This is a genomic window from Lactococcus garvieae (genome assembly GCF_016027715.1).
In the GTDB taxonomy this organism is placed as follows: Bacteria; Bacillota; Bacilli; order Lactobacillales; family Streptococcaceae; genus Lactococcus; species Lactococcus garvieae_A.
The window spans coordinates 1,746,553-1,770,608 of record NZ_CP065691.1; the positions used below are offsets into that span (position 1 = coordinate 1,746,553).

Sequence of the window (24,056 nt, forward strand, 5' to 3'; positions counted from 1 at the left end):
TGTAAGAGTCCTGCAAATATTTTTGGGTTTCCGGGGCCACAAAAATGGGGTAAACAATACCGTTTATCATAATACCACATATGTCAAGACTTGTCAAGATTCATTTTTAATTTTTTTGCTTTTATGTTAAACTATTAGCATGAATGTAGTTCTTAACCTAGATAAAAAAATGTTGGATAAACTTTTTCTTAAATTCGACAAATATAAGAAGGCATCAAAGAATCAATATATCACTTTCTATGCCAAATTACCTCGAGCTACCATTTCTGTTTATAGTTCTGGAAAAGTTGTCTTTCAAGGTGAGGAGGCAGAAATTCTCGCCCAACAATTTGGTTATGCAGCATCTCAGCGACCACAGCAACAAACTAATATAATCGGCACCGATGAAGTTGGTAATGGTTCTTACTTTGGTCCGTTGGTGGTGGTGGCTAGCTTTATCAATGCACAAGATCTCATTCTTTTGAAAAAACTTGGAGTAGCTGACTCAAAAAAACTAACTGATGACAAGATTTGTCAAATTGCCCCTCAATTGATAGAGCATATTACACATGTGCCCTTAACGGTTTACCCTAGGAAATATAATCAAGTTATTGAATCAGGATACAATGCTGTAAGCATAAAAGTAGCTCTACATAATCAAGCAATCTTTCTTCTTGAACAGCGTGTTTCCGAAAAAATTGATCATATTGTTATTGATGCTTTCACCAGTGAAAAAAATTATGAAAAATATTTAAGAGCAGAAAAAAATAAAGTTACGGGAAAAGTTACTCTTTTAACTAAAGCTGAAGATCAATTTTTGGCGGTAGCTTGCAGTTCAATTATCGCGCGCTATCTTTTTTTAGAAACTCTAAAAGAATTATCTAAAGAAGCTGGTATGAAACTCCCTAGTGGTGCTGGTTTCCTTTCTGATCAAGTGGCGGCAAAAATTATCCATCATAATGGTGTAGAAGCTTTAGATCAATACGCGAAATTACATTTTGCTAATACAAAAAAAGCAATCAAAATAGCACATCTATAGAAAGTAAAATATGGAAAATACTAAAAAGAATAAACAACCCAGCGCCTTCTCGCGCTTTCTCAAAGAGTGGGGCATCTTCTTAGCAATTATTACTATTGCCATCCTCTCTCGCATCTTCATTTGGTCACTTGTTGTGGTTGATGGTCATTCCATGGACCCAAACTTATCTGACAAGCAACGACTCGTCTTGGTTAAAACAGCAAGTATTAATCGTTCAGACATTGTAGTCGCGAAGGAAACGGAAACAGTAAATGGGAAAACCGAAACCAAAGATGTTGTTAAGCGAGTGGTTGGTATGCCGGGTGACGAAATTAAGTTTGATAATGACCAGTTATACATTAATGGAAAAAAAGCTGATGAGCCTTATTTGGCAGATTTCAAAAAACAGTTGTCCGATGGAAAACTCGAAAAAACTTATCAAGATTATCCTTTAACTTCTGAACTCTCCGAAGCGAGTAGAGCTTACTTTGTTCAGCTTGCACAACAGACTCAAGCCTTTACGACTGACTCCACTGGTAATCCTTCCTTCACAGTTAAGGTGCCTGAGGGAGAGTATCTTCTCTTAGGAGATAATCGTATCGTATCTCGCGACAGCCGAGCTGTTGGAACTTTCAAACGTTCAGATATTGTTGGACGTACGATGTTCCGTATTTGGCCCCTAAATAAAATTTCGACTTTAAACTAAAAAAAGTTCTGTCTCGTGGACAGAGCTTTTTTAGTTTACCTCTTTACTTCTCTTCAAATATATTACCCAGTTCGACCGCAATCGTACGTTTAGCCACATCAATTTGATCTACTTTTAAAATTGATTTATAGTCATCTACGAGGCGCTCTCCTTTAAAGGGGCCTTCAAGGAAAACAGCTACACCAGCAAGAAAACAATCAAATTCATGAACAAGACTCTTCATACCATTAATTGTTCCCGCTCCTTTCATAAAATCATCCACAATGAGTACACTCTGACCAATAGACAGACTGCGCTTCGAAAGAGTCATGTTTTCTACACGACTGCTTGAGCCCGACATATAATTAACATTTAATGTAGCACCCTCAGTAACTTTAGGATCACGACGCACAATAACAAATGGTACATCTAAAATTTCCGCCACCGACTGTGCAATAGGAATTCCCTTTGTAGCGATTGTCATTACAACATCTACTTGTTTATCACAGTATTCATGGGCAATTATTTGTCCAATCTTTTTTAAATTTACAGGGTGTCCTAAAATATCTGAAAGATAGATGTAGCCTCCAGGCAAGATACGATTTTCTTCTCGTAAAAGATCTGCAAGCTCCATCGCACGATCACGAGAGACTTCATCCGAAATGTAGGGGGTAAAGCGCACGCCTCCTAAGCTACCAGGAAAAGTTTCAACGATTCCAATATTTTGATCCTCAAAAACACGCTTAATAAAAACAAGATCTTCCGAAATAGAAGACTTCGCAACTTCATAGCGTTTACTAATTTCATTGAGGTTCAGCATTCTATTGGGTCTATTCAATAAAAAATTCGTAAAATCCACTAATCGTTCGTTTCTTTTCATACTATTCACCCTTTTTCATTTTGTTGCTTTAATTATAACGTAGAAAAACCGAACAATCAAGCAAATAAGCCATATCTAAGTGAAATAAAAAAGCAAAACCTAGTAGTTTTGCTTTTTATATTATTCGAAATAATCAAAGATTATTCAGAGTCACCACCGCGACCATTTTTCTTGATGATTTCTTCTTGTACTGATTTAGGTACATCTTCGTAGTGGTCAAATGTCATCATGAATGTACCACGACCTTGTGAAGATGAACGAAGTGTAGTTGCATAACCAAACATTTCAGCAAGTGGTACAAATGCGTTAACGATTTGTGATTTACCATGTGCTTCCATGCTGTTTACACGTCCACGACGAGCTGTTACGTGACCCATAACATCACCGAGGTTTTCTTCAGGAACTGTGATAACAACTTTCATCATTGGTTCAAGGATTGCAGGTTGTGCAGTCTTAGCAGCTTCTTTCATAGCGAGTGAAGCCGCAACCTTGAAGGCAGTTTCTGATGAATCGACATCGTGATATGAACCATCGTAAAGCTTAGCTTTGATGTCAACCATTGGGTAACCAGCAAGAACACCGTTAGCCATAGTTTCTACCAAACCTTTTTCAACGGCTGGTACGAATTCACGAGGAACCACACCACCGACGATAGCATTTTCAAATTCGAAACCAGCACCTTCTTCATTAGGTGTGAATTCAATCCATACGTCACCGTATTGACCTTTACCACCTGATTGACGTTTGAAGAATCCACGCGCTTGAGTACCAGCACGGAAAGTTTCACGGTATGATACTTGAGGAGCCCCAACGTTAGCTTCAACTTTGAATTCACGTTTCATACGGTCAACAAGGACGTCAAGGTGAAGTTCACCCATACCAGAGATAACTGTTTCACCAGTTTCAACGTTTGTTTCAACGCGGAATGTTGGATCTTCTTCAGCCAATTTAGTGAGGGCAACACCCATTTTATCTTGGTCTGCTTTAGATTTAGGTTCAACAGAAAGTTGGATAACTGGTTCTGGAACTTCGATAGACTCAAGGATGATGCGTGCTTTTTCGTCTGTCAATGAGTCACCAGTTGTTGTGTTTTTCAAACCAACAGCGGCAGCGATATCCCCAGCATAAACTGTTTGGATTTCTTGACGTGTGTTAGCGTGCATTTGGAGGATACGTCCGATACGTTCACGTTTACCTTTAGAAGTATTCAAAACGTATGATCCAGCATCCAATGTACCAGAGTAAACACGGAAGAATGAAAGACGTCCAACAAATGGGTCTGTCATGATCTTGAAGGCAAGTGCCGCAAACGGAGCATCATCTGTTGCTGGGCGTTCATCTTCTTCTTCTGTATCTGGGTTGATACCTTTGATTGGAGGAATATCCAATGGGCTTGGGAGGTAGTCAATAACCGCATCAAGCATCATTTGAACACCTTTGTTCTTGAAGGCAGAACCTGCAAGCATTGGGTAGAATTCAACGTTAATTGTTGCTTTACGAATAGCTGCTTTCAACTCTGCTTCAGTGATTTCTTCACCAGCAAAGTATTTTTCCATCAAATCTTCGTCTGTTTCAGCGATAGCTTCGATAAGTTTTGTACGCCATTCTTCAGCTTGTTCTTTGTATTCTTCTGGGATTTCTTCATCGCGAATGTCTGTACCAAGGTCATTAGTATAGATTTCCGCACGCATAGTTACCAAGTCAATGATACCTACGAAGTCTTCTTCAGCACCAATTGGGATTTGGATTGGGTGGGCGTTAGCTCCCAAACGATCATGCAATGTAGAAAGTGAGTAGAAGAAATCAGCACCGATTTTGTCCATTTTGTTAGCAAAAACGATACGTGGAACTCCATAATCAGTAGCTTGACGCCAAACTGTTTCTGTTTGAGGTTCAACACCTGATTGAGCATCAAGTACTGTTACTGCACCGTCAAGTACACGGAGTGAACGTTGCACTTCAATTGTGAAGTCCACGTGACCTGGTGTATCAATAATGTTTACACGGTTGCCTTTCCATTGGGCAGTTGTAGCAGCAGAAGTGATAGTGATACCACGTTCTTGTTCTTGCTCCATCCAGTCCATTTGTGATGCACCTTCGTGAGTTTCACCGATTTTGTGAATTTTACCAGTATAGTAAAGGACACGTTCAGTGGTAGTTGTTTTACCGGCATCGACGTGAGCCATGATACCGATATTACGAGTATTTTCAAGTGAAAATTCGCGAGCCATAGTTTTCTCCTAATTAATTTTTAGTTTTACACCCCATTATATCATAATAATCAAGGTTTTTATAGTTCTTTTTTTAACTTTCCTTTATATTAAAAGGAATCAGGCTTATATAAAATAGCTTGATTCCTTTTATTTGTTTCATTGCTTAAAAGAAAAAGAAGATTACTCCTCTTTTTCAACAATCTCAATCCATCTTTCAACAGACTCTAAATGATTAAGGTAAAGGAACAAGCGTTCATATAACTGTTGTGAAGCTTCCTCATGCTGAGCACTCAGTGCTTCCCCTATTTCCTTCACAGTAGTCTTACCATCAATCATGCTAAAAACAACTGTACCATATTCATCTAGGTTCATATACGTTCTCTGAGGAATTTTAGCCCCTATCTTACGCATAAGATTCTGTGTCCAATGTTTTTGATCTTTATAAACCCGAATTCGATCTTCATGCCATTCGAAGAGCACTTTATCTCTTTTTCGGAAAATCATATTCAGATTTTCATCTGAAATTTCTTCTTTTTTCTTATTACTCATCTGTTTTCTCAGCTACCGGCGCTTTCTTGATAGCCATCAAAGGAGCTACGATTGCAATGATTAAGACAACCATGAGTACCCAAGCCATACTGTTAGATCCGAGGAATCCTGTAGGAGCTCCTGGTGTTACAACACCTGAAACTTGTAGGATAATACCCAACAAACCAATAATTGAGGCACCTGCAACTAAACCAGATGACAGAGATACACCTGAAGACATACGTTCTTCTTTAACAGCTTCTGTATCTTTTTTACCAAGAATTTCAACGAGTACACGCACCAATGCACCGATAAGGATGATTGATGTTGTTGAAATTGGTAGGTAGAAACCAATCGCAAAAGTCATTACTGGAACTTTAATCATGTAAAGGATAATACCGAAGACAATACCTGCAATGATCATGTGCCATGGGAGTTCTCCACCGATGATACCATCAGTTAAAGTTGCCATCAAGTTTGCTTGTGGCAAGGCAAATTGTGCAGCATCACCAGTTAAAGCTAATTGATCGCGAAGCAATACAATAACACCAGTTACAACAACTACACCAAGTACGGCAGCAACAAGGAAGAAACGACGAACTTCATATTTATTACCACCAGTGATGAAGGTAACTTTTTGAGCTTGTGTGTAACCACCAGCTACAGAGATTGCTACGACGATGAAAGTACCGAAGAGCAAGAGTGATTTAAGGTCTGCACTTGATGTCCAACCCATTGTCAAGAAAACAAGAGTTAAGATAACGAGTGAAGCGATGGTCATACCAGAAACTGGTAAGTTAGAAGTACCGATTGTACCAGTTAAACGACCTGCAACGATGATGAACAACATTGAAAGGACGATAGACAAAATCCCGGCAAGGAAAGTCATTGCGATATTTCCACCTGAGATAATGAAGCCAACAACAAATGTTGCAACAACACCAATGAGGATTGCAAAGATACCAAGTGAATCACGCTCACCTGCTTCAGCATTTTTACGCCCATCGAGGGTTGCTTTTACAGAGTTAATGATTGTTGGAATAAGACGAAGGGCACCAATCATACCACCAGAAATCATCATCCCAGCACCGATGTATTTTACATATGATCCAGAAATAGCAGCAAAATTCATAGCTTGGATTGTAGTTGAAGGATCATTCCAAACGTTATGTCCTCCTCCTGCCATCTCTGAGAAGTAACCGATCAATGGAGCAATACCAAAGTTGGCAAGGATTGAACCCGCAAACATCATTACGGCAACTTCAAGTCCAACGATAAATCCGATAGCGGCAAGCATAGGATTTACTTCAATTTCAAGTTTCCATTTATAGAATGTTTCATTTGTGTAGCTCACCACGTTGTTAACAACACCGAAAACTGCTGATGTAAATGCTGTAATAAGACCACCAACACCAAAACCGATACCCATATATTTAAGAGAGTTACCACCTGTTGACGATGCAACAAGTGTCTCAGAGATAGCCATGGCTTCTGGGTAAACAAGTGTACCGTGTTCTTCAACCAAAAGGTAATCTTGTACAAATGACAAAATACCAAGTGACACAAGAACCGCAGATACACCCACAATAACACCTTCAAAGAAAGTGACTTGTTGTCCGATAAGGATAACTGCTGGTAACACAAAGATAAGTCCTGAGGCAATAGACTCACCACCAGTCGCCATTGACTGGAGGATATTCTTCATAAGGAAGTTATTTTTTCGGATAAAAATTGACAAAAGTCCTGATCCGAGAATAGCACCCGGGATACCTGCGGCTACTGTTAAACCAGCGCGCATTCCTGAGTATGCTGTAGATGCTGCAAAGAGAATAGCCAAAATAATACCAATAATAATAACAACTGGGTTGCCGGCACTCTTTTTACGACCATCTTCATAGGGGAGATAATCTTTCCCTGCAACGCCGCCATAAGCGGTCTTAGACAATTTTTTCATAATGTTTAAATACTCCTTATTTGAAAGTGTTTTCGTCTTATTTTACTATAATTTAAAGAAATCCGCAAGGCGTTTAAGTGGGTTTAGTAGCTTTTTTATTTATTTTTTGTTATAGAATTCGTATTATTATTTTTCTATTTTTTTCATTATTTCTCAAATGAATACAAAAAACACCTTGATTCTTTTGAATCAAGGTGTTTTTTAGTGAATTACGACGAATGTCGTATTTCTTACCAACGGAAGTGAGCGAACGCACGGTTTGCTTCTGCCATTTTGTGTGTGTCTTCACGTTTCTTAACTGCAGCACCTGTGTTGTTTGCAGCATCAAGAATTTCTTTTGCAAGACGGTCTTGCATAGTGTGTTCTCCACGGTTACGAGCGATTGTTACCAACCAACGGAGTCCGAGAGTTGTACGACGTTCTGGACGAACTTCAACTGGGACTTGATAGTTAGAACCACCAACACGACGAGCGCGAACTTCAAGAACAGGCATGATATTTTCCATAGCTGTTTCGAAAACTTCAAGTGGGTTGTTTCCAGTAGCTTCTTCAATTTGTTTGAAAGCTCCGTAAACGATATTTGTAGAAACGCCACGTTTACCATCAAGCATAACGCGGTTGATAAGACGTGTTACTACTACTGAGTTGTACATTGGATCTGCCAAAACTTCACGTTTTGGGGCACGATTTTTACGCATTCTTCTTATCTCCTTTCAATTACGCTTTTGGTTTTTTAGTACCGTATTTAGAACGGCTTTGTTTACGATCTGTTACACCAGCTGTATCGAGTGCACCACGAACGATGTGGTAACGTACCCCTGGCAAGTCTTTTACACGACCACCACGAAGAAGTACTACGCTGTGTTCTTGCAAGTTGTGACCGATACCTGGGATGTATGCTGTAACCTCGATAAGGTTAGATAAACGTACACGCGCGAATTTACGAAGCGCTGAGTTAGGTTTTTTCGGAGTCATTGTTCCAACACGAGTTGCAACACCACGTTTTTGTGGGCTTGCTACTTTAGTTTGGAGTTTTTTACGACTGTTGTAGCCGATGTTCAATGCAGGTGAGTTAGATTTTTCCACTTTAGAGTGACGACCTTTACGCACCAATTGGTTAATAGTAGGCATTTTTCTGTCTGCTTATCCTTTTTATTTACGGAGAACCGCAAAGCGAAATAAAATGAATAAACAATCCTTTCTGTTTTTTTATAAGGTTGGAATGTCAGTATATGGTCGCTTAATCCAAGTTCTGACAAGAAGTTTGGCAACTTATACAAGTTCTCCTTATTAGGACCAAATATAAAAAGTACCGTTTAATATCTTATCAAATTTCATTCGTTCTGTCAACTTTATACTTGTTTTTAACTCTTTAACACTTATAATAAGCTCTAAAAATTTATAATAAACATATTTTTTACTCCAATCAAACACCATTCTGTCATAAATCAAAAGACGTTTTAAATAATAACATAGCCTTTTCCAGTCTATGTTATAATAGATACATGAAAAAATTCCTGACAATATTTCTTGCCTTGTTGCTCTTATTATCTCCTTTGACAGCTACAAATGCTTATGCCGATAGTTTTTCTGTTGCTGCAAAATCTTCTATTGCTGTAGATGCGAATAGTGGAAAAGTCCTCTATAGTCAAAATGCTACTGATTCTAGCACACGCATTGCTTCCATCACAAAACTTTTGACTGCTTATCTGGTTTACAAAAGTATTGATGAGAAAAAAATTTCTTGGGATACGAAGGTTCCTATTTCTGACTATGCTTACAATCTTACGATGAACAGCAATGCAAGTAACATTCCTCTAGCTGAAGGAACAGAAATTAGCGTGAAGGATCTCCTTAATGCCCTCCTCTTACCTTCTGCCAACTCAGCAGCCATAGCTCTTGCAGAAAAAATTGCTGGATCTGAACCTAAATTTGTTGACATGATGATGGCTCAACTCAAAGAGTGGGGCATTACAGATGCACACCTCTACTCTTCTTCAGGCTTGCCTAATAGCGAACTCGGAGAGAATATTTATCCTGGTTCTAACGAAAATGATGCCAATACTATGAGTGCGCAAGATGTAGCTATCATGTGTACGCATTTAATAAAGGATTACCCTGAAATATTAAAAATTACGGAAAAAACTGAACTTGCTTTTGATAAAGGGGGGAAATCTGAGACGACATTATCAAATACCAATCAGATGCTAAATGGTTTTACTACGACACGGGCTGGCGTTGATGGTTTAAAAACAGGATCGACTTCATTTTACGTGGATTGTTTTGCTGCAACTACTGTGCAAAATGGTTTTCGAATTATTACTGTTGTTTTAGAAAGCAAAGATGCTTCTGAAGATAATACAACTCCTTTTACTTTAACGAATTCACTTATGAATCAAGTTTATGCTTCATGGACGAGTGCACATATTGTTGATAAAGAGGGTGCAATGGATGACTTGCCAAGTCTCCCAGTGCAGGATGGAAAGAAAAATTCTATAGATTTGGTTGCTGGAAAGGATTTTTCTGCGGTCGTCCCAATGAAAAATGGAGCAGCCGATACATCGACTATTTCTATTTCTTTTGATAAAGATCCCAAAACAACTGTGGAGGCCCCAATCAAGAAAGGCGAAAAATTAGTTCAAGTCACAGCAACCCAAAAAGACAGCTTAGGTTATCTGCCTGGGTTCTCTGGTTACCAGTTTCCACTTATTGCCAAAACAAATGTGGAACGCGCAAATGTCTTTACTGTTATGTGGAATAAATTTGTACGTTTTGTAAATGAAAAACTTTAATAAAAAGACTTTCTTGATTAATAAGAAAGTCTTTTTATTATTTTTAATTTTCAAGTTTAGAATGTCGATAACTATAAGTAAAGTAAAAGATAGAGGCAAGCACTATTAAACCCACGAGAAACAACCAAATTTGGGCATGATAGTGGACAATCAAAAATCCATTAACCACAATTGATAAGATTGGCAAGAAAGGTACCAAAGGTGTTTTAAATTCATTCACTTGTGGTAATCCTTGCTGTTTACGTAGCTTCAGTAAAGCGACAGCTAAAATAATTAAATAAAGTAAGGTAGACAAACTTAAAAACTGTGTCAAAACTGACATGGGAACTAACCCTGCAATAAGTGTTGAAATACTGCCAATAGCCAGTGTCGCATTAATCGGTGTATGGTATTTATTAGATATTTTACTGAACCTTTTTGGCAAAAGTCCGTCACGACTCATGGAATAAAGTAACCGGGATAAAGCATACGACATTGTAATCGCCACACTGAGCAAGGTTACCACAGCAATAACTGAAATATATGTCGAGGCCCAGCCTACTCCTAAATAGGTCAATGCAAAAGCAATGGAATTTGTGACGTTTAGCTTATAATATGGCACAGTTCCGGTAAGAACTAAAGTTACAATTACATAAAAGATCACAGCAACAAATAGCGAACTAATAACCCCATAAGGAATATTGCGTCTTGGACTTTCTGCTTCATCAACAGCTGTAGATACTGTTTCATAACCAATAAAGGCAATGAAGAGCATTGAGGCGCCGGGTAGAATTCCCGTTTCTCCACCTATTAATGTCCCTACCCCAAATGGAGCAAAGTTAGACCAGTTTGCTGGCTCTAGATAGAAAAGACCCACGATTACAAAGATGATTAACGCCGAAAACTTCAAAACAACCAATATATTGTTCAAACGTGAAACAGCCCTAGCATTCAGAAAAACCATAATAGTCACTGCCGCAACCACAAGCATAGGGATTAAATCAATAGACACCGTTGGTATATAACGTACTGGCCCACTTAGACTATCAGGAAGTTGCAAATGAATCAAACCTTTAAAATAACCACTCCATGATTTAGCTACCAAAGCGATTGTTGTAAAGAATTCTATAGCTAAAAGCCAACCTACTATCCATGCAGGAAATTCACCAAAAATAGCATAGATGTAGCCATATGGGCCGCCATGGCTTGGAATACGTGAAGCAAACTCCGCAAAAATTAACGCAGACAGCCCTACCGCAATCCCTGCAATAATAATGGAAATAACCAGTGAAGGACCTGCAATCAGCGCAGCGCCCATACCTGTAAAAGTAAAGATACCTGCTCCAACCATGGAGCCTAATCCTAGTAGGGTTAGATCCATAGAATTAAGAGTACGTTTCATTTCACTTTTTTCTTGTATTACTCTTTTACGAAATATATTCATGTGAATTCTCTGCCTTCTAGCTCCTTATACAAACTGTTATTGTTATTACACATAACGGGTTAGTTATTAATTCCTTTTGATTTTACTATAGCTAATAAAATCGCCCCAATAATAAATAATAGAGTGCCTATGGTAATGTAAATCAACTCTTTTTTGGTTTTTCGCTCCCCTAAAAAGAGTATCCCACCAATTGTCGAAATAATTACACCCAGTTGAGAGAAAGAAAAAGCAATAGCATTGCCAGCCATGGAGGCTGCAAGAAGCATAAATATATTTCCCACACCCCACATCAAACCCACAAAAATATTTTTAAAAACAACTGCTTCTATTTTAATATCACCACCGGATAAAACAAAGGCGCCGATAACCATACCAATAGACATGGGAAATATAATTGTTAATGTATCAAAATGTACGTCAAACCAAAGAACTGACAAATTATTAAATAAAATAACATAAAAAACATAAGCTAAGGTAGAATAAGTGAGACTGAGGAGACCGCGTACAGAGTGGTGCTTTTCGACAGTAATGTTATTTTCTGGATCACGTTTAGCTGAGAAATAAAAGCCAATAACTAAAGCCCAAATAGCAATGAAGCCTAGTGTATATTGAATACTTTGGGTCCACTCGTGAAAAACAAAGACTCCAATCAGAGCTGCTAGAACAAGTTGAGAACCTGCTGACAAAGGTCCTGCAACAGATACTCCAATATATTTCATTGCATGAAACTGGCCACTTTGCCCAATCGCCCAAATAAAGCCCCCAACTAGACCGATAATAAAAATAGGTAGACTTAACTGTGGCAGACGAATCAAAAATACAATTAATGCAAAGACGAATGCTCCAAAAGTCATGCCTAAAGTCTGTTGCTTAGCCGTGCCTCCTATCTTGTTAGACACAAAACCAATAGATCCCCAAGCAAACATCGGAACTAGAGCAAGTAAAATTCCCTCCATTTTATTCCTCCCAATGTAAAATAAATAATAAATAAAAATCTTCTTATTTTACCATTATTATAAACAAATATCAATGTATTATTCTTAGTAAGCCTTTTCTAATTTTTGATACTTTCTAATAAAAAATCTTTGTCTAACTGCTTTTTTACTTCGTCCACAATATTGCTTCTTGCAATTAATTCTTTATTTTTTTCAGAAATATAGACGGCTTCACTTAAAAAGCCCGCTTTATCCATTTCTAAGCAATGTATAAATTGTTCGAAGCTATTACTCGAGTAGTAGCATAAATCAATTCGAGGATTTTTTAAAACATCATTTTCTAATATCTTTTCTAAATTTCGATTGATTAATATTTTATCGTTTTCTAATCTCTTTGCCCATTTCAAATACAATTTAGATTTTCTTTTCCCCATAAATCCTTTTTCCCAAGAGATTTTTACACCAAAATACATGAGTGCATATAAAAAACAACTGATAGATACTGTTGCAAGAATACCAACAATAATATCCCAGAGCTGCATTGATCCAATATTCTTAAAACTAAAGAAAGTGAGAGCGAGTAAGCTTAGTATAGGCATAATCCAGGCGCTCCAAAAGGCCAAGTGATCAACTTCTTGATTTACTCTCTCATGTAGTTCTTTAATTAGTAGTTCACGTTTATAAAATACTTTTTCGAGATCTTTTATACAATCTAATACTTGATAACAATACTTTAGATCTGCTATTTTTTCTAGCGCTCCCATGGTGGCCTCTTTTCAAAATTCATTTACGACTCATTTTCATCTTACTTTTATTTTATCAGAATAAAAATATTAAAAAAAATAAAACACGTTGGTTTCGTGCTTTATCTCTTCTCAATACAAATTAAAAATGGAGGATTATGAATTTGATTCATCGGTTCATATTTCATGACATGCCATTCTGCTTGGGGAAGGGCACTTGCCCAAGACACAACTGTATCTTTTTCAACTTGACCACCCTCATGTCCATAATAGATAACAATCATAATCTGACCTTGAGGAAGTAGTTTTTTCTTTAAAATTTCCAAAGCCTTCAAAGTCGTATCGGGACGCGTAATAATAGACTTATCGGTACGAGGTAAATAGCCTAAATTAAAAATAGCAGCTTTAACGGGTTGAGTGACATATTTATCAATGTTTTCATGGCCATCCAAAATCAAATGTGCTTGTAATCTCTTTTCTGACAACATGGCTTCAGTTGATTTGATAGCTTCTTTTTGAATGTCAAAAGCATAAACATTATTTGTTAGTTCTGCTAAAAAAACTGTATCCCACCCGTTACCCATAGTTGCATCAATCACTATATCACCAGTCTTAACAATTTGGGATAACATCTTATGTGCCATTTCAATCGGTTTAATCATATGTGGTAGGCTCCACTTTTCTGATATCTTTACATCCTTGAATTGAGCCGCGGCGCTCCATCTCCTGATCAATAGAATTTAAAACTTCCCATTTCTTAAGAGACCACATGGGTCCAATTAAAGAATCACGAGGTGCATCACCTGTAAGACGATGAATAACGATTTCCTTAGGTATCATTTCAAGTTGATCGCAAATAATGTTCACATATTCTTCTTGAGAAAGAAGCTGTAAACGTCCATCATGGTAATCCCGCTGCAAACGAGTATTTTTCATTAAATGCAATAAATGCAATTTGACTCCCTGTATATCAGAGTCTAAAATCATACGACGAACATTTTCTAGCATCATGTCGTGTGTTTCTCCAGGTAGTCCATTAATCAAATGCACACAAACATTGATATCATGTTCACGCAAACGAGCAACAGCATCTGTATAAGTTTGGTAATCATGTGCTCTATTAATCAAATCACTTGTTTCTTCAAATGTAGTCTGTAAGCCTAAATCAATCCAGACCTCCATTCGCTCGTTAAGTTCGGCTAAATAATCGATCACATCAGGAGGAAGACAGTCGGGTCGTGTACCTATAGAGATGCCCACCACATCGGGCTGGTTGACCGCTTCTTCGAATCGCTCACGTAAAACTTCGACAGGCGCATGTGTATTAGTAAAATTTTGAAAATATACAATATATTTCTTGACACCGGGCCATTTTTTATGAAAAGCTTCAACTTCGACACGAAATTGCTCAGCAATCGGGGCATCAGGTTCTAAAATCAAATCACCAGAACCAGAGACCGTACAAAAAGTACATCCTCCATGCGCTACAGTACCATCTCTATTCGGACAATCAAATCCTGCATCAATAGGAACTTTAAAAATTTTCTCTCCAAAAGTCCCTCTTAAATATTCATTCCAAGTTGTATATCTTTTTAGCATTATATATTATTACCTTCAATCCTACACCATTATAACAAAAAAAGTCAGCCTTGGGCTGACTGATTCAACTGCGGATGTCGGGCTCGAACCGACGACAACACGATTAACAGTCGTGCGCTCTACCAACTGAGCTAATCCGCATAAAACAAAACCCGATCAAAAATCGGGATTTGTAAATATAGTCCGTACGGGATTCGAACCCGTGTTACCGCCGTGAAAAGGCGGTGTCTTAACCCCTTGACCAACGGACCATATAAACTTGGCATTTACCATATCTCACAGGGGGCAACCCCCAACTACTTCCGGCGTAATAGGACTTAACTTCTGTGTTCGACATGGGAACAGGTGTATCTCCTATGCAATGAATACCAAATCATGGTCTGAATGTATTGAACACTCAAAACTAAATAACAATCTCACAATAAATATGTAAAGCTGAACTCATAAGTTCTATTCTTTGGTAAAGTCCTCGAGCTATTAGTACTGGTCCGCTCCATCCCTCGCAGGACTTCCACTTCCAGCCTATCAACCTGATCATCTCTCAGGGCTCTTAATTCATAAAGAATGGGAAATCTCATCTTGAGGTGGGCTTCGCACTTAGATGCTTTCAGCGCTTATCCCTTCCCTACATAGCTACCCAGCGGTGCTCCTGGCGGAACAACTGGTACACCAGCGGTAAGTCCACCCCGGTCCTCTCGTACTAAGGGCAGATCCTCTCAAATTTCCTACGCCCGCGACGGATAGGGACCGAACTGTCTCACGACGTTCTGAACCCAGCTCGCGTGCCGCTTTAATGGGCGAACAGCCCAACCCTTGGGACCGACTACAGCCCCAGGATGCGACGAGCCGACATCGAGGTGCCAAACCTCCCCGTCGATGTGAACTCTTGGGGGAGATAAGCCTGTTATCCCCAGGGTAGCTTTTATCCGTTGAGCGATGGCCCTTCCATGCGGTACCACCGGATCACTAAGCCCTAGTTTCCTACCTGCTCGAGTTGTAGCTCTCGCAGTCAAGCTCCCTTATACCTTTACACTCTACACATGATTTCCAACCATGTTGAGGGAACCTTTGGGCGCCTCCGTTACTCTTTAGGAGGCGACCGCCCCAGTCAAACTGCCCGACAGACACTGTCTCCCACGCCGATTATGCGTGTGGGTTAGAGCAACCATGAAGCAAGGGTAGTATCCCAACAGCGACTCACTTGAAACTAGCGTCCCAAGGTCAAAGTCTCCTACCTATCCTGTACATGCTTCACAGGTACTCAATATCAATCTGCAGTAAAGCTCCATGGGGTCTTTCCGTCCTGTCGCGGGTAACCTGCATCTTCACAGGTACTAAAATTTCACCGAGTCTCTCGTTGAGACAGTATCCAAATCATTACGCCTTTCGTGCGGGTCGGAACTTACCCGACAAGGAATTTCGCTACCTTAGGACCGTTATAGTTACGGCCGCCGTTTACTGGGGCTTCAATTCAGAGCTTCGACCGAAGTCTAACCCCTCCTCTTAACCTTCCAGCACCGGGCAGGCGTCACCCCCTATACATCACCTTGCGGTTTAGCAGAGAGCTGTGTTTTTGATAAACAGTTGCTTGGATCTTTTCACTGCGGCTGTACATAGTACAGCACCCCTTCTCCCGAAGTTACGGGGTCATTTTGCCGAGTTCCTTAACGAGAGTTCTCTCGATCACCTGAGGCTACTCGCCTCGACTACCTGTGTCGGTTTGCGGTACGGGTAGTATTATATTAAACGCTAGAAGATTTTCTTGGCAGTGTGACATCAAGGGCTTCGCAACCGTAGTTGCTTCCCCATCACAGCTCAATGTTAAAGGAAAATGCATTTGACACATTCCACACCTCACTGCTTAGACCAGAATCCATTAACTGGCTCCCTTTAGCCTACTGCGTCCCTCCATCACTTATAATACTAGTACAGGAATATCAACCTGTTGTCCATCGACTACGCCTTTCGGCCTCGCCTTAGGTCCCGACTAACCCAGGGCGGACGAGCCTTCCCCTGGAAACCTTAGTCTTACGGTGGATAAGATTCTCACTTATCTTGCGCTACTCATACCGGCATTCTCACTTGTAATCGCTCCAGCACCCCTCACGGTATACCTTCATCGCTGATTACAACGCTCTCCTACCATTTAATTATTATTAAATCCACAGCTTCGGTAATATGTTTAGCCCCGGTACATTTTCGGCGCAGGGTCACTCGACTAGTGAGCTATTACGCACTCTTTGAATGATAGCTGCTTCTGAGCTAACATCCTAGTTGTCTGTGCAACCCCACATCCTTTTCCACTTAACATATATTTTGGGACCTTAGCTGGTGGTCTGGGCTGTTTCCCTTTCGACTACGGATCTTAGCACTCGCAGTCTGACTGCCGCACATGTGTATTAGCATTCGGAGTTTATCTGAAATTGGTAACCCGAGATGGGCCCCTCATCCAAACAGTGCTCTACCTCCAATACACTTAAATTGCGACGCTAGCCCTAAAGCTATTTCGGAGAGAACCAGCTATCTCCCAGTTCGTTTGGAATTTCTCCGCTATCCACAAGTCATCCAAACACTTTTCAACGTGTCCTGGTTCGGTCCTCCAGTGCGTCTTACCGCACCTTCAACCTGCTCATGGATAGGTCACTAGGTTTCGGGTCTACATCATGATACTAAAGCGCCCTATTCAGACTCGCTTTCGCTACGGCTCCGCCTCTTCAGCTTAACCTCGCATCATAACGTAACTCGCCGGTTCATTCTACAAAAGGCACGCTCTCACCCATTGACGGGCTCGAACTTCTTGTAGGCACACGGTTTCAGGTGCTATTTCACTCCCCTCCCGGGGTTCTTTTCACCTTTCCCTCACGGTACTGGTTCACTATCGGTCATTAAGGAGTATTTAGGCTTGGGAGATGGTCCTCCCGGATTCAAACTGGATTTCGCGTGTCCAGCCCTACTCAGGATACTGCTAGGTATAAAGTCTATTTCAAATACGAGGCTATTACTCTCTTTGGCTTACCTTCCCAGGTAATTCTTCTATAAACTTTAAGTCCACGTTGCAGTCCTACAACCCCAAGAAGCAAGCTTCTTGGTTTGGCCTGTTTCCCGTTCGCTCGCCGCTACTTAGGAAATCGTTTTTACTTTCTCTTCCTGCAGGTACTTAGATGTTTCAGTTCTCTGCGTTACCTTCACGTAAGCTATGTATTCACTTACGGATACTATGCATAACATAGTGGGTTTCCCCATTCGGAGACCTAGGGATCAATGCGTACTTACTGCTCCCCCTAGAATATCGTCGTTAGTCACGTCCTTCTTCGGCTCTTAATGCCAAGGCATCCACCGTGCGCCCTTATTAACTTTGCCATTAAAACAAGTATAAGTTTTTTCGAACTATTTAAAATAATTCGCAGCTTTACAGAAATGTTTAAAACATTTCTCGGTTTATTTATCGTTATAAGATATTGTTATTTAGTTTTCAATGATCAATTCCTATTTTTACGTCTTCGTTGACAAGATACTTCCGTATCTTATGGAGCCTAGCGGGATCGAACCGCTGACCTCCTGCGTGCAAAGCAGGCGCTCTCCCAGCTGAGCTAAGGCCCCTTCTCTCAACGCAATCTTCTCTATCTTGCATCAAAAGACTGCTTGTATGGTCTTTATAGACCCCTCAAAACTGAATAAAGTAGAACAACATCTTTTTTTATATTCCTTAGAAAGGAGGTGATCCAGCCGCACCTTCCGATACGGCTACCTTGTTACGACTTCACCCCAGTCATCGGTCTTACCTTAGGAAGCGCCCTCCTTGCGGTTAGGCAACCTACTTTGGGTACTCCCAACTTCCGTGGTGTGACGGGCGGTGTGTACAAGGCCCGGGAACGTATTCACCGCGGCGTGCTGATCCGCGATTACTAGCGATTCCGACTTCATGCAGGCGAGTTGCAGCCTGCAATCCGAACTGAGAATGGTTTTAAGAGATTAGCGCACCCTCGCGGGTTGGCGACTCGTTGTACCATCCATTGTAGCACGTGTGTAGCCCAGGTCATAAGGGGCATGATGATTTGACGTCATCCCCACCTTCCTCCGGTTTATCACCGGCAGTCTCACTAGAGTGCCCAACTTAATGATGGCAACTAGTAATAAGGGTTGCGCTCGTTGCGGGACTTAACCCAACATCTCACGACACGAGCTGACGACAACCATGCACCACCTGTATCCAGTGTCCCGAAGGAACTCCTTATCTCTAAGGATAGCACTGGTATGTCAAGACCTGGTAAGGTTCTTCGCGTTGCTTCGAATTAAACCACATGCTCCACCGCTTGTGCGGGCCCCCGTCAATTCCTTTGAGTTTCAACCTTGCGGTCGTACTCCCCAGGCGGAGTGCTTAATGCGTTAGCTGCGCTACAGAGAACTTATAGCTCCCTACAGCTAGCACTCATCGTTTACGGCGTGGACTACCAGGGTATCTAATCCTGTTTGCTCCCCACGCTTTCGAGCCTCAGTGTCAGTTACAGGCCAGAGAGCCGCTTTCGCCTCCGGTGTTCCTCCATATATCTACGCATTTCACCGCTACACATGGAATTCCACTCTCCTCTCCTGCACTCAAGTCTCCCAGTTTCCAATGCACACAATGGTTGAGCCACTGCCTTTTACATCAGACTTAAGAAACCACCTGCGCTCGCTTTACGCCCAATAAATCCGGACAACGCTTGGGACCTACGTATTACCGCGGCTGCTGGCACGTAGTTAGCCGTCCCTTTCTGGTTAGATACCGTCACTTAAGTAACTTTCCACTCTACTTAACGTTCTTCTCTAACAACAGAGTTTTACGATCCGAAAACCTTCTTCACTCACGCGGCGTTGCTCGGTCAGGGTTGCCCCCATTGCCGAAGATTCCCTACTGCTGCCTCCCGTAGGAGTCTGGGCCGTGTCTCAGTCCCAGTGTGGCCGATCACCCTCTCAGGTCGGCTATGTATCATCGCCTTGGTAGTCCTTTACACTACCAACTAGCTAATACAACGCGGGATCATCAAGTAGTGAAGCATTTGCTTCTTTTAAATAAGAATCATGCGATCCTCATTGTTATGCGGTATTAGCGTTCGTTTCCAAACGTTGTCCCCCGCTACTCGGCAGATTTCCCACGCGTTACTCACCCGTTCGCCGCTCTTCATAAAGATAGCAAGCTATCTCTAATCATCGCTCGACTTGCATGTATTAGGCACGCCGCCAGCGTTCGTCCTGAGCCAGGATCAAACTCTCATTTAATTTTAGTTCACAAATGAACTGGCTGTGTTTTTGTTTTGTCTTTCATTATTGAATTGACAGTTGGTATACAAGAAGTTCCCTTCTCGCATATAGTCATTCTACTTTATTCAGTTTTCAAAGGTCTATCGCTCTCTCAAGAGATGTGCTCTCTCGCGACAACTATTATATTCTATCAAACTACCTCCCAGCTGTCAAGAATAAACTGTGAATTTTTACCTTTTTTTTCGCCTACGTTCGGAAAACCCCGCCGTTGTCGGGTTTGTCTTGTATAATTTATTTGATTTAATTCTCGTTTTTTCTATTTTATGATATTATTAGCACATGGATGAAAAAATTTATCAGTTAAAAATAGAGGAAATAAGTAAAAACCCATATCAGCCTCGTAAAAATTTCAACCAAGATAAGTTGAATGAGCTAGCTAAGTCTATAGAAGCAAGTGGTATACTTCAACCTCTAATAGTACGTAAAAGTAATCTACTAGGTTATGAGTTACTTGCAGGAGAGCGACGATTGCGTGCAGCAAAATTAGCAAAATTAGATAAAGTACCTGCAATTATTCGTTCATATTCAGATGATGATATGATGGTCCTCTCTATTTTAGAGAATCTTCAAAGAGATAATATGGATCCTTTGGATGAAGCTGAGAGCGTTAAAAAAATTATTGAAAAAAGCTCGATGACACATGAAGAAGTAGCTAGACATTTGGGGAAATCTCGTTCCTATATTTCAAATCTCCTTAGAATCTTAAAACTCCCCCGCCCTGTTCTTCTACTATTAGAAGATAAAAAATTAACTTTAGCTCATGCCAGAACCCTTCTTGCTGAGGAAAATGAAGAAAAGCAGATTACTTTAGCTAACAGAACAGTAGCCGATAAATTGAATGTTCGACAACTTGAGAATATTATTTATAAAAAAAACAATGATAAAAAAAATGGAAGTAAAAAAAGCATTTATATAGAAAAAAAGGAAAAAGAAATTACAAAAAATCTTGGTATCAGTAACAAAATTTCCTTTAATCAAAGTAAACAACAAGGAAAAATTGAACTACAATTTGATAACTTAGAAAAATTGGAAGAAGTCATAGAAATATTAACAAAAAGTTCACAGTAGCATTGCTGTGGATTTTTTTATCCCAAGATTTATGCACAAAATTTATCTTTTTCATATCTGTGGAAAAAGCCTCACACCCTTTGATATACCTTTTCGTTCCTGTGGAAAACTTTTTAGATATACACATTATCCACAATTTCGGTAATAGTTATCCACTTCTGTGGAAAACTCAAATATTTTTTCAACAACGGTGGATAAATAGTTATCAACATGATATAATAGGTTCTACTTAATTTAATATAGTTAGAGGAAAAATATGACTCTCCAAAAAGAAAAAAAAGAATTTTGGACGAGAGTAAAAGAATTAGCGAAAAAAAATATCAAACCGCAGTCTTATGATTTTTTTATTGAGCCCGCTCAATTGTTAGAAATCGAAAATGATATTGCCACCATTATTGTAGGAGCAAAATTTCATAAGGATTTTTGGCGTAGTCAGGAAGGCTTGATTAGCACGGCTGGGTTTGAAGTATTTGATCGTCCAATTCGTTTCAATTTACTTTCAGAAGAAGAAGTTTCAGAAAAGCTTGAAGAAGAAATGCATGAATTCGATGGTCTTGACGAGGCTCCCGCGCTTGCAACTCCTGAATTCACAAGGTTAAATCCAAAGTACATCTTTGATAATTATATTCAAGGTGAAGGTAACAAATGGGCAAAAGCTGCGGCTTTTGCTGTTGCTGATAAACCTGGTGATGTCTATAATCCGCTCTTTATCTATGGCGGGTCAGGACTTGGCAAGACACATTTGATGCATGCTATTGGCAATGAAATCCTCAAGGATAATCCTCATTCTAAAGTCAAATATGTATCTGCCGAAACTTTTGTCAATGATTATGTTAATGCAACACGTAAAGGGCAAATGGCAAAGTTTGAAGAAACATATCGCAATCTAGATATACTTCTCCTTGACGATGTACAGTTCTTTAGTGACAAAGAGGGAACGCAAAACGAGTTTTTCAATACTTTTAATACGCTTCATGACCGTGGAGCGCAAATCGTGTTGACTTCAGACCGCATCCCACAGGAATTAAATAAACTTGAAGAACGTTTAGTTACTCGCTTCTCTTGGGGCTTGACTACTGATATTACTGCGCCAGATTACGAAACGCGTATGGCTATTTTACAAACTAAATCGGAAAGCAGTAATCTCGAGTTTCCTCAAGAAACGCTTAGCTATATTGCTGGTCAGATTGACTCCAACGTTCGAGAGCTTGAAGGTGCTTTGAATCGAGTAGAGTTTGTTGCAAAAACAAATAATCAAACTATTGTTAATATTGACACTGCAAGTGAAGCATTACGTTCTTTGAAGAGTAACACGCAACAGCCGTTATCTAATCTGACAGTCAAAAAAATTCAAGATGAAGTTGCCAAATACTACCATGTATCAACGGCGGATTTGGTGGGGCCTAAACGCCCTAAGGAAATTGCATTTCCGAGGCAAATTGCTATGTATTTAATTCGGGAACTCTTAGCTCTTAGCCTTCCAGCAATTGGAAATGAGTTTGGCGGGCGTGACCATACGACAGTCATGTATGCTCATAAACAAATTACTGAGAAAATGAAGAATGATATTGATGTTCAAAAGGACATTGATGCTATTAAGCGTCTCTTCCAATAAAAAAGCCTGTGGAAAACTTAGGTGGTTTTTCCTAGACTTATCCTCTACTTATGCACAGTGGAAAACTTAGTAAAAATTCATGTTTTGGAGCTTATCCCCATACTCACAGGACCTACTACTATTACTAATATATTTATATAAATAAATAATAAAGAAAAGGACACTCATGATAAAATTTTCAATTAATAAAGTAGCTTTTCAAAATGCACTAAAAATTACAAAACAAGCAATTGGTTCTAAAGTGACTATTCCTGCTTTAACTAAATTAAAAATTACTGTTACAACTGAAGGAATTACTCTAACTGGATCAAATGGTCAAATTTCTATTGAAAACTTTTTACCAGCAAATGATAAAGATGCTGGTATGAATATTTCGGATACAGGTAGTATTCTACTAGAAGCATCTTTCTTCGAAAGTGTTGTTAGTCAGATGCCTGAACTTACTTTAGAATTTGAAGAATTAGAACAAAAACAAGTCCTTTTGACTTCTGGTAAATCAGAAATTACTTTAAAAGGCCAAGACGCAGAAATATATCCTCGTATTCAAGAAGTTTCTCAAGAAAATCCACTTAAAATTAACGTTGGCTTCCTGAAAGAAATTTTTACAGAAACTGTATTTGCTGTAAGTACACAAGAAAGTCGTCCTATTTTTACGGGTGTTCATTTGATTTTATCTGACAAGAAGAATCTTAAAGCAGTTGCGACAGACTCACATCGCATGAGCCAACGTCTTCTTGTTCTGGAAAATGAAGGTTCTGATTTTGATGTAGTATTACCAAGTAAATCAATTCAAAGTTTTAAAAATGTATTTACCAACGATGAAGAAGATCTTGACATCTTGCTTGCCAATAATCAAATTCTCTTTCGCAATGAGCGCGTGAGCTACTATAGTCGTTTAATTGAAGGCACTTATCCTGATACAAATCGATTGATTCCAAATGAAGAGGATTATAGCTTGAATTTGGTTTTTGATGTTGCAGCTTTACGTCGTACGATGGAACGTGCACGTCTTTTATCTAATGCAACTGCAAATGGTACAGTTAAACTTACAGTATCAGGAGATTCAGTCATAACTACTGCTAACTCTCCTGAAGTTGGTAGTGTACATGAAGAGTTGACAACTATTGAAAAAACTGGTGAAGATTTAGCTATCAGTTTTAACCCTCAATATTTGATTGATGCGCTTCGTGTAATCAAGGAAGCTGAAGTTCGTATTCGATTTATTTCAAATGTTCGTCCTTTCACTCTTCTTCCTAAAAATGATACAGATAGTTTTGTCCAACTTATCACACCTGTTAGAACAAACTAAAAAATGTTAGAATA

At 39.6% G+C, this 24,056-nt stretch carries 17 protein-coding genes, 3 tRNA genes and 3 rRNA genes; 6 read left to right on the forward strand and 17 right to left on the reverse strand.

What is annotated here, in order from left to right; genetic code table 11:
• Positions 1 to 139: 139 nt before the first annotated feature.
• Both rnhC and lepB read left to right on the forward strand, forming a co-directional pair.
• The gene (gene rnhC / locus I6G50_RS08770) at positions 140 to 1,018 is read left to right on the forward strand and encodes a ribonuclease HIII (protein WP_197908605.1); all 879 of its coding nucleotides are present in this window, start codon (positions 140 to 142) and stop codon (positions 1,016 to 1,018) included.
• A 10-nt stretch (positions 1,019 to 1,028) separates the two neighbouring features.
• The gene (lepB, locus tag I6G50_RS08775; protein WP_197908607.1) at positions 1,029 to 1,703 is read left to right on the forward strand and encodes a signal peptidase I; all 675 of its coding nucleotides are present in this window, start codon (positions 1,029 to 1,031) and stop codon (positions 1,701 to 1,703) included.
• Positions 1,704 to 1,746: 43 nt separating this feature from the next.
• Here the strand turns inward: lepB and purR are convergent, their stop codons facing one another.
• The 6 genes from purR to rpsL all read right to left on the reverse strand — a co-directional run bounded on the left by purR (position 1,747) and on the right by rpsL (position 8,388).
• Entirely contained in the window at positions 1,747 to 2,562 is an 816-nt protein-coding gene (purR, locus tag I6G50_RS08780; protein ID WP_197908609.1) for a pur operon repressor, read from the reverse strand.
• Positions 2,563 to 2,702: 140 nt separating this feature from the next.
• Positions 2,703 to 4,793: an elongation factor G gene (gene fusA / locus I6G50_RS08785; RefSeq protein WP_003136105.1), complete on the reverse strand. Its 2,091-nt coding sequence runs from the start codon at positions 4,791 to 4,793 to the stop codon at positions 2,703 to 2,705.
• A gap of 162 nt (positions 4,794 to 4,955) precedes the next feature.
• The gene (locus I6G50_RS08790) at positions 4,956 to 5,324 is read right to left on the reverse strand and encodes a PqqD family protein (protein ID WP_003136106.1); all 369 of its coding nucleotides are present in this window, start codon (positions 5,322 to 5,324) and stop codon (positions 4,956 to 4,958) included.
• Entirely contained in the window at positions 5,317 to 7,257 is a 1,941-nt protein-coding gene (locus I6G50_RS08795; protein ID WP_003136107.1) for an OPT/YSL family transporter, read from the reverse strand. The genes I6G50_RS08790 and I6G50_RS08795 overlap by 8 nt, the downstream gene beginning before the upstream one ends.
• A 230-nt stretch (positions 7,258 to 7,487) precedes the next feature.
• Positions 7,488 to 7,955 carry a 30S ribosomal protein S7 gene (gene rpsG, locus I6G50_RS08800; protein WP_003133550.1) on the reverse strand — a complete coding sequence of 156 codons (468 nt, stop codon included), beginning with the start codon at positions 7,953 to 7,955 and terminating at the stop codon, positions 7,488 to 7,490.
• Positions 7,956 to 7,974: 19 nt separating this feature from the next.
• Positions 7,975 to 8,388, reverse strand: a complete 414-nt coding sequence (rpsL, locus tag I6G50_RS08805) for a 30S ribosomal protein S12 (protein ID WP_003133552.1) — start codon at positions 8,386 to 8,388, stop codon at positions 7,975 to 7,977.
• Between the two features lie 374 nt (positions 8,389 to 8,762).
• On the opposite strand from rpsL, the gene I6G50_RS08810 reads away from it, so the two are divergent.
• Positions 8,763 to 10,049 carry a serine hydrolase gene (locus I6G50_RS08810; protein ID WP_081167418.1) on the forward strand — a complete coding sequence of 429 codons (1,287 nt, stop codon included), beginning with the start codon at positions 8,763 to 8,765 and terminating at the stop codon, positions 10,047 to 10,049.
• 43 nt (positions 10,050 to 10,092) lie between these two features.
• Here I6G50_RS08810 and I6G50_RS08815 read toward each other — a convergent pair whose 3' ends face one another.
• From I6G50_RS08815 to I6G50_RS08865, 11 genes are all read right to left on the reverse strand, one after another.
• Positions 10,093 to 11,472 (reverse strand): APC family permease, encoded by a 1,380-nt coding sequence (locus I6G50_RS08815; protein ID WP_197908611.1) that lies wholly within the window; start codon positions 11,470 to 11,472, stop codon positions 10,093 to 10,095.
• A 59-nt stretch (positions 11,473 to 11,531) separates the two neighbouring features.
• A complete protein-coding gene (locus I6G50_RS08820; protein ID WP_197908612.1) occupies positions 11,532 to 12,428 on the reverse strand; it encodes a GRP family sugar transporter in 897 nt (298 codons plus the stop codon).
• Positions 12,429 to 12,526: 98 nt separating this feature from the next.
• Positions 12,527 to 13,171: a hypothetical protein gene (locus I6G50_RS08825; protein ID WP_197908614.1), complete on the reverse strand. Its 645-nt coding sequence runs from the start codon at positions 13,169 to 13,171 to the stop codon at positions 12,527 to 12,529.
• 101 nt (positions 13,172 to 13,272) lie between these two features.
• The gene (locus I6G50_RS08830; protein ID WP_197908616.1) at positions 13,273 to 13,812 is read right to left on the reverse strand and encodes a class I SAM-dependent methyltransferase; all 540 of its coding nucleotides are present in this window, start codon (positions 13,810 to 13,812) and stop codon (positions 13,273 to 13,275) included.
• Positions 13,805 to 14,749 carry a TIGR01212 family radical SAM protein gene (locus I6G50_RS08835; RefSeq protein WP_197908618.1) on the reverse strand — a complete coding sequence of 315 codons (945 nt, stop codon included), beginning with the start codon at positions 14,747 to 14,749 and terminating at the stop codon, positions 13,805 to 13,807. Before I6G50_RS08835 ends, I6G50_RS08830 begins: the two co-directional genes overlap by 8 nt.
• A 68-nt stretch (positions 14,750 to 14,817) precedes the next feature.
• A tRNA-Asn gene (locus I6G50_RS08840) sits at positions 14,818 to 14,890 on the reverse strand.
• Between the two features lie 38 nt (positions 14,891 to 14,928).
• Positions 14,929 to 15,000 (reverse strand) — tRNA-Glu (locus I6G50_RS08845).
• Positions 15,001 to 15,006: 6 nt separating this feature from the next.
• Positions 15,007 to 15,122, reverse strand: a 5S ribosomal RNA gene (gene rrf / locus I6G50_RS08850).
• 84 nt (positions 15,123 to 15,206) lie between these two features.
• A 23S ribosomal RNA gene (locus I6G50_RS08855) occupies positions 15,207 to 18,109 on the reverse strand.
• Between the two features lie 167 nt (positions 18,110 to 18,276).
• Positions 18,277 to 18,349 (reverse strand) — tRNA-Ala (locus I6G50_RS08860).
• 110 nt (positions 18,350 to 18,459) lie between these two features.
• Positions 18,460 to 20,008: ribosomal RNA gene (locus tag I6G50_RS08865) — 16S ribosomal RNA — on the reverse strand.
• The 16S, 23S and 5S rRNA genes sit together here with 3 tRNA genes alongside, the layout of an rRNA operon.
• Positions 20,009 to 20,329: 321 nt before the next feature.
• On the opposite strand from I6G50_RS08865, the gene I6G50_RS08870 reads away from it, so the two are divergent.
• From I6G50_RS08870 to dnaN, 3 genes are all read left to right on the forward strand, one after another.
• The gene (locus I6G50_RS08870; RefSeq protein ID WP_197908620.1) at positions 20,330 to 21,118 is read left to right on the forward strand and encodes a ParB/RepB/Spo0J family partition protein; all 789 of its coding nucleotides are present in this window, start codon (positions 20,330 to 20,332) and stop codon (positions 21,116 to 21,118) included.
• A gap of 256 nt (positions 21,119 to 21,374) precedes the next feature.
• Positions 21,375 to 22,733 (forward strand): chromosomal replication initiator protein DnaA, encoded by a 1,359-nt coding sequence (gene dnaA, locus I6G50_RS08875; RefSeq protein WP_003135972.1) that lies wholly within the window; start codon positions 21,375 to 21,377, stop codon positions 22,731 to 22,733.
• Between the two features lie 166 nt (positions 22,734 to 22,899).
• Positions 22,900 to 24,042, forward strand: coding sequence for a DNA polymerase III subunit beta (gene dnaN / locus I6G50_RS08880; protein WP_197908622.1), 1,143 nt, complete (start codon positions 22,900 to 22,902; stop codon positions 24,040 to 24,042).
• Positions 24,043 to 24,056: the final 14 nt, after the last annotated feature.

Excerpts from the sequence above, each read along its gene's own strand:
- I6G50_RS08870 (WP_197908620.1), top strand. The coding sequence starts at position 20,330 with ATGGATGAAAAAATTTATCAGTTAAAAATAGAGGAAATAAGTAAAAAC.
- I6G50_RS08835 (WP_197908618.1), bottom strand. The coding sequence starts at position 14,749 with ATGCTAAAAAGATATACAACTTGGAATGAATATTTAAGAGGGACTTTT.
- purR (WP_197908609.1), bottom strand. The coding sequence starts at position 2,562 with ATGAAAAGAAACGAACGATTAGTGGATTTTACGAATTTTTTATTGAAT.
- I6G50_RS08830 (WP_197908616.1), bottom strand. The coding sequence starts at position 13,812 with ATGATTAAACCGATTGAAATGGCACATAAGATGTTATCCCAAATTGTT.
- I6G50_RS08790 (WP_003136106.1), bottom strand. The coding sequence starts at position 5,324 with ATGAGTAATAAGAAAAAAGAAGAAATTTCAGATGAAAATCTGAATATG.
- I6G50_RS08810 (WP_081167418.1), top strand. The coding sequence starts at position 8,763 with ATGAAAAAATTCCTGACAATATTTCTTGCCTTGTTGCTCTTATTATCT.
- I6G50_RS08795 (WP_003136107.1), bottom strand. The coding sequence starts at position 7,257 with ATGAAAAAATTGTCTAAGACCGCTTATGGCGGCGTTGCAGGGAAAGAT.
- fusA (WP_003136105.1), bottom strand. The coding sequence starts at position 4,793 with ATGGCTCGCGAATTTTCACTTGAAAATACTCGTAATATCGGTATCATG.
- I6G50_RS08825 (WP_197908614.1), bottom strand. The coding sequence starts at position 13,171 with ATGGGAGCGCTAGAAAAAATAGCAGATCTAAAGTATTGTTATCAAGTA.
- lepB (WP_197908607.1), top strand. The coding sequence starts at position 1,029 with ATGGAAAATACTAAAAAGAATAAACAACCCAGCGCCTTCTCGCGCTTT.
- rnhC (WP_197908605.1), top strand. The coding sequence starts at position 140 with ATGAATGTAGTTCTTAACCTAGATAAAAAAATGTTGGATAAACTTTTT.
- dnaA (WP_003135972.1), top strand. The coding sequence starts at position 21,375 with ATGACTCTCCAAAAAGAAAAAAAAGAATTTTGGACGAGAGTAAAAGAA.
- I6G50_RS08820 (WP_197908612.1), bottom strand. The coding sequence starts at position 12,428 with ATGGAGGGAATTTTACTTGCTCTAGTTCCGATGTTTGCTTGGGGATCT.
- I6G50_RS08815 (WP_197908611.1), bottom strand. The coding sequence starts at position 11,472 with ATGAATATATTTCGTAAAAGAGTAATACAAGAAAAAAGTGAAATGAAA.
- rpsL (WP_003133552.1), bottom strand. The coding sequence starts at position 8,388 with ATGCCTACTATTAACCAATTGGTGCGTAAAGGTCGTCACTCTAAAGTG.
- dnaN (WP_197908622.1), top strand. The coding sequence starts at position 22,900 with ATGATAAAATTTTCAATTAATAAAGTAGCTTTTCAAAATGCACTAAAA.
- rpsG (WP_003133550.1), bottom strand. The coding sequence starts at position 7,955 with ATGCGTAAAAATCGTGCCCCAAAACGTGAAGTTTTGGCAGATCCAATG.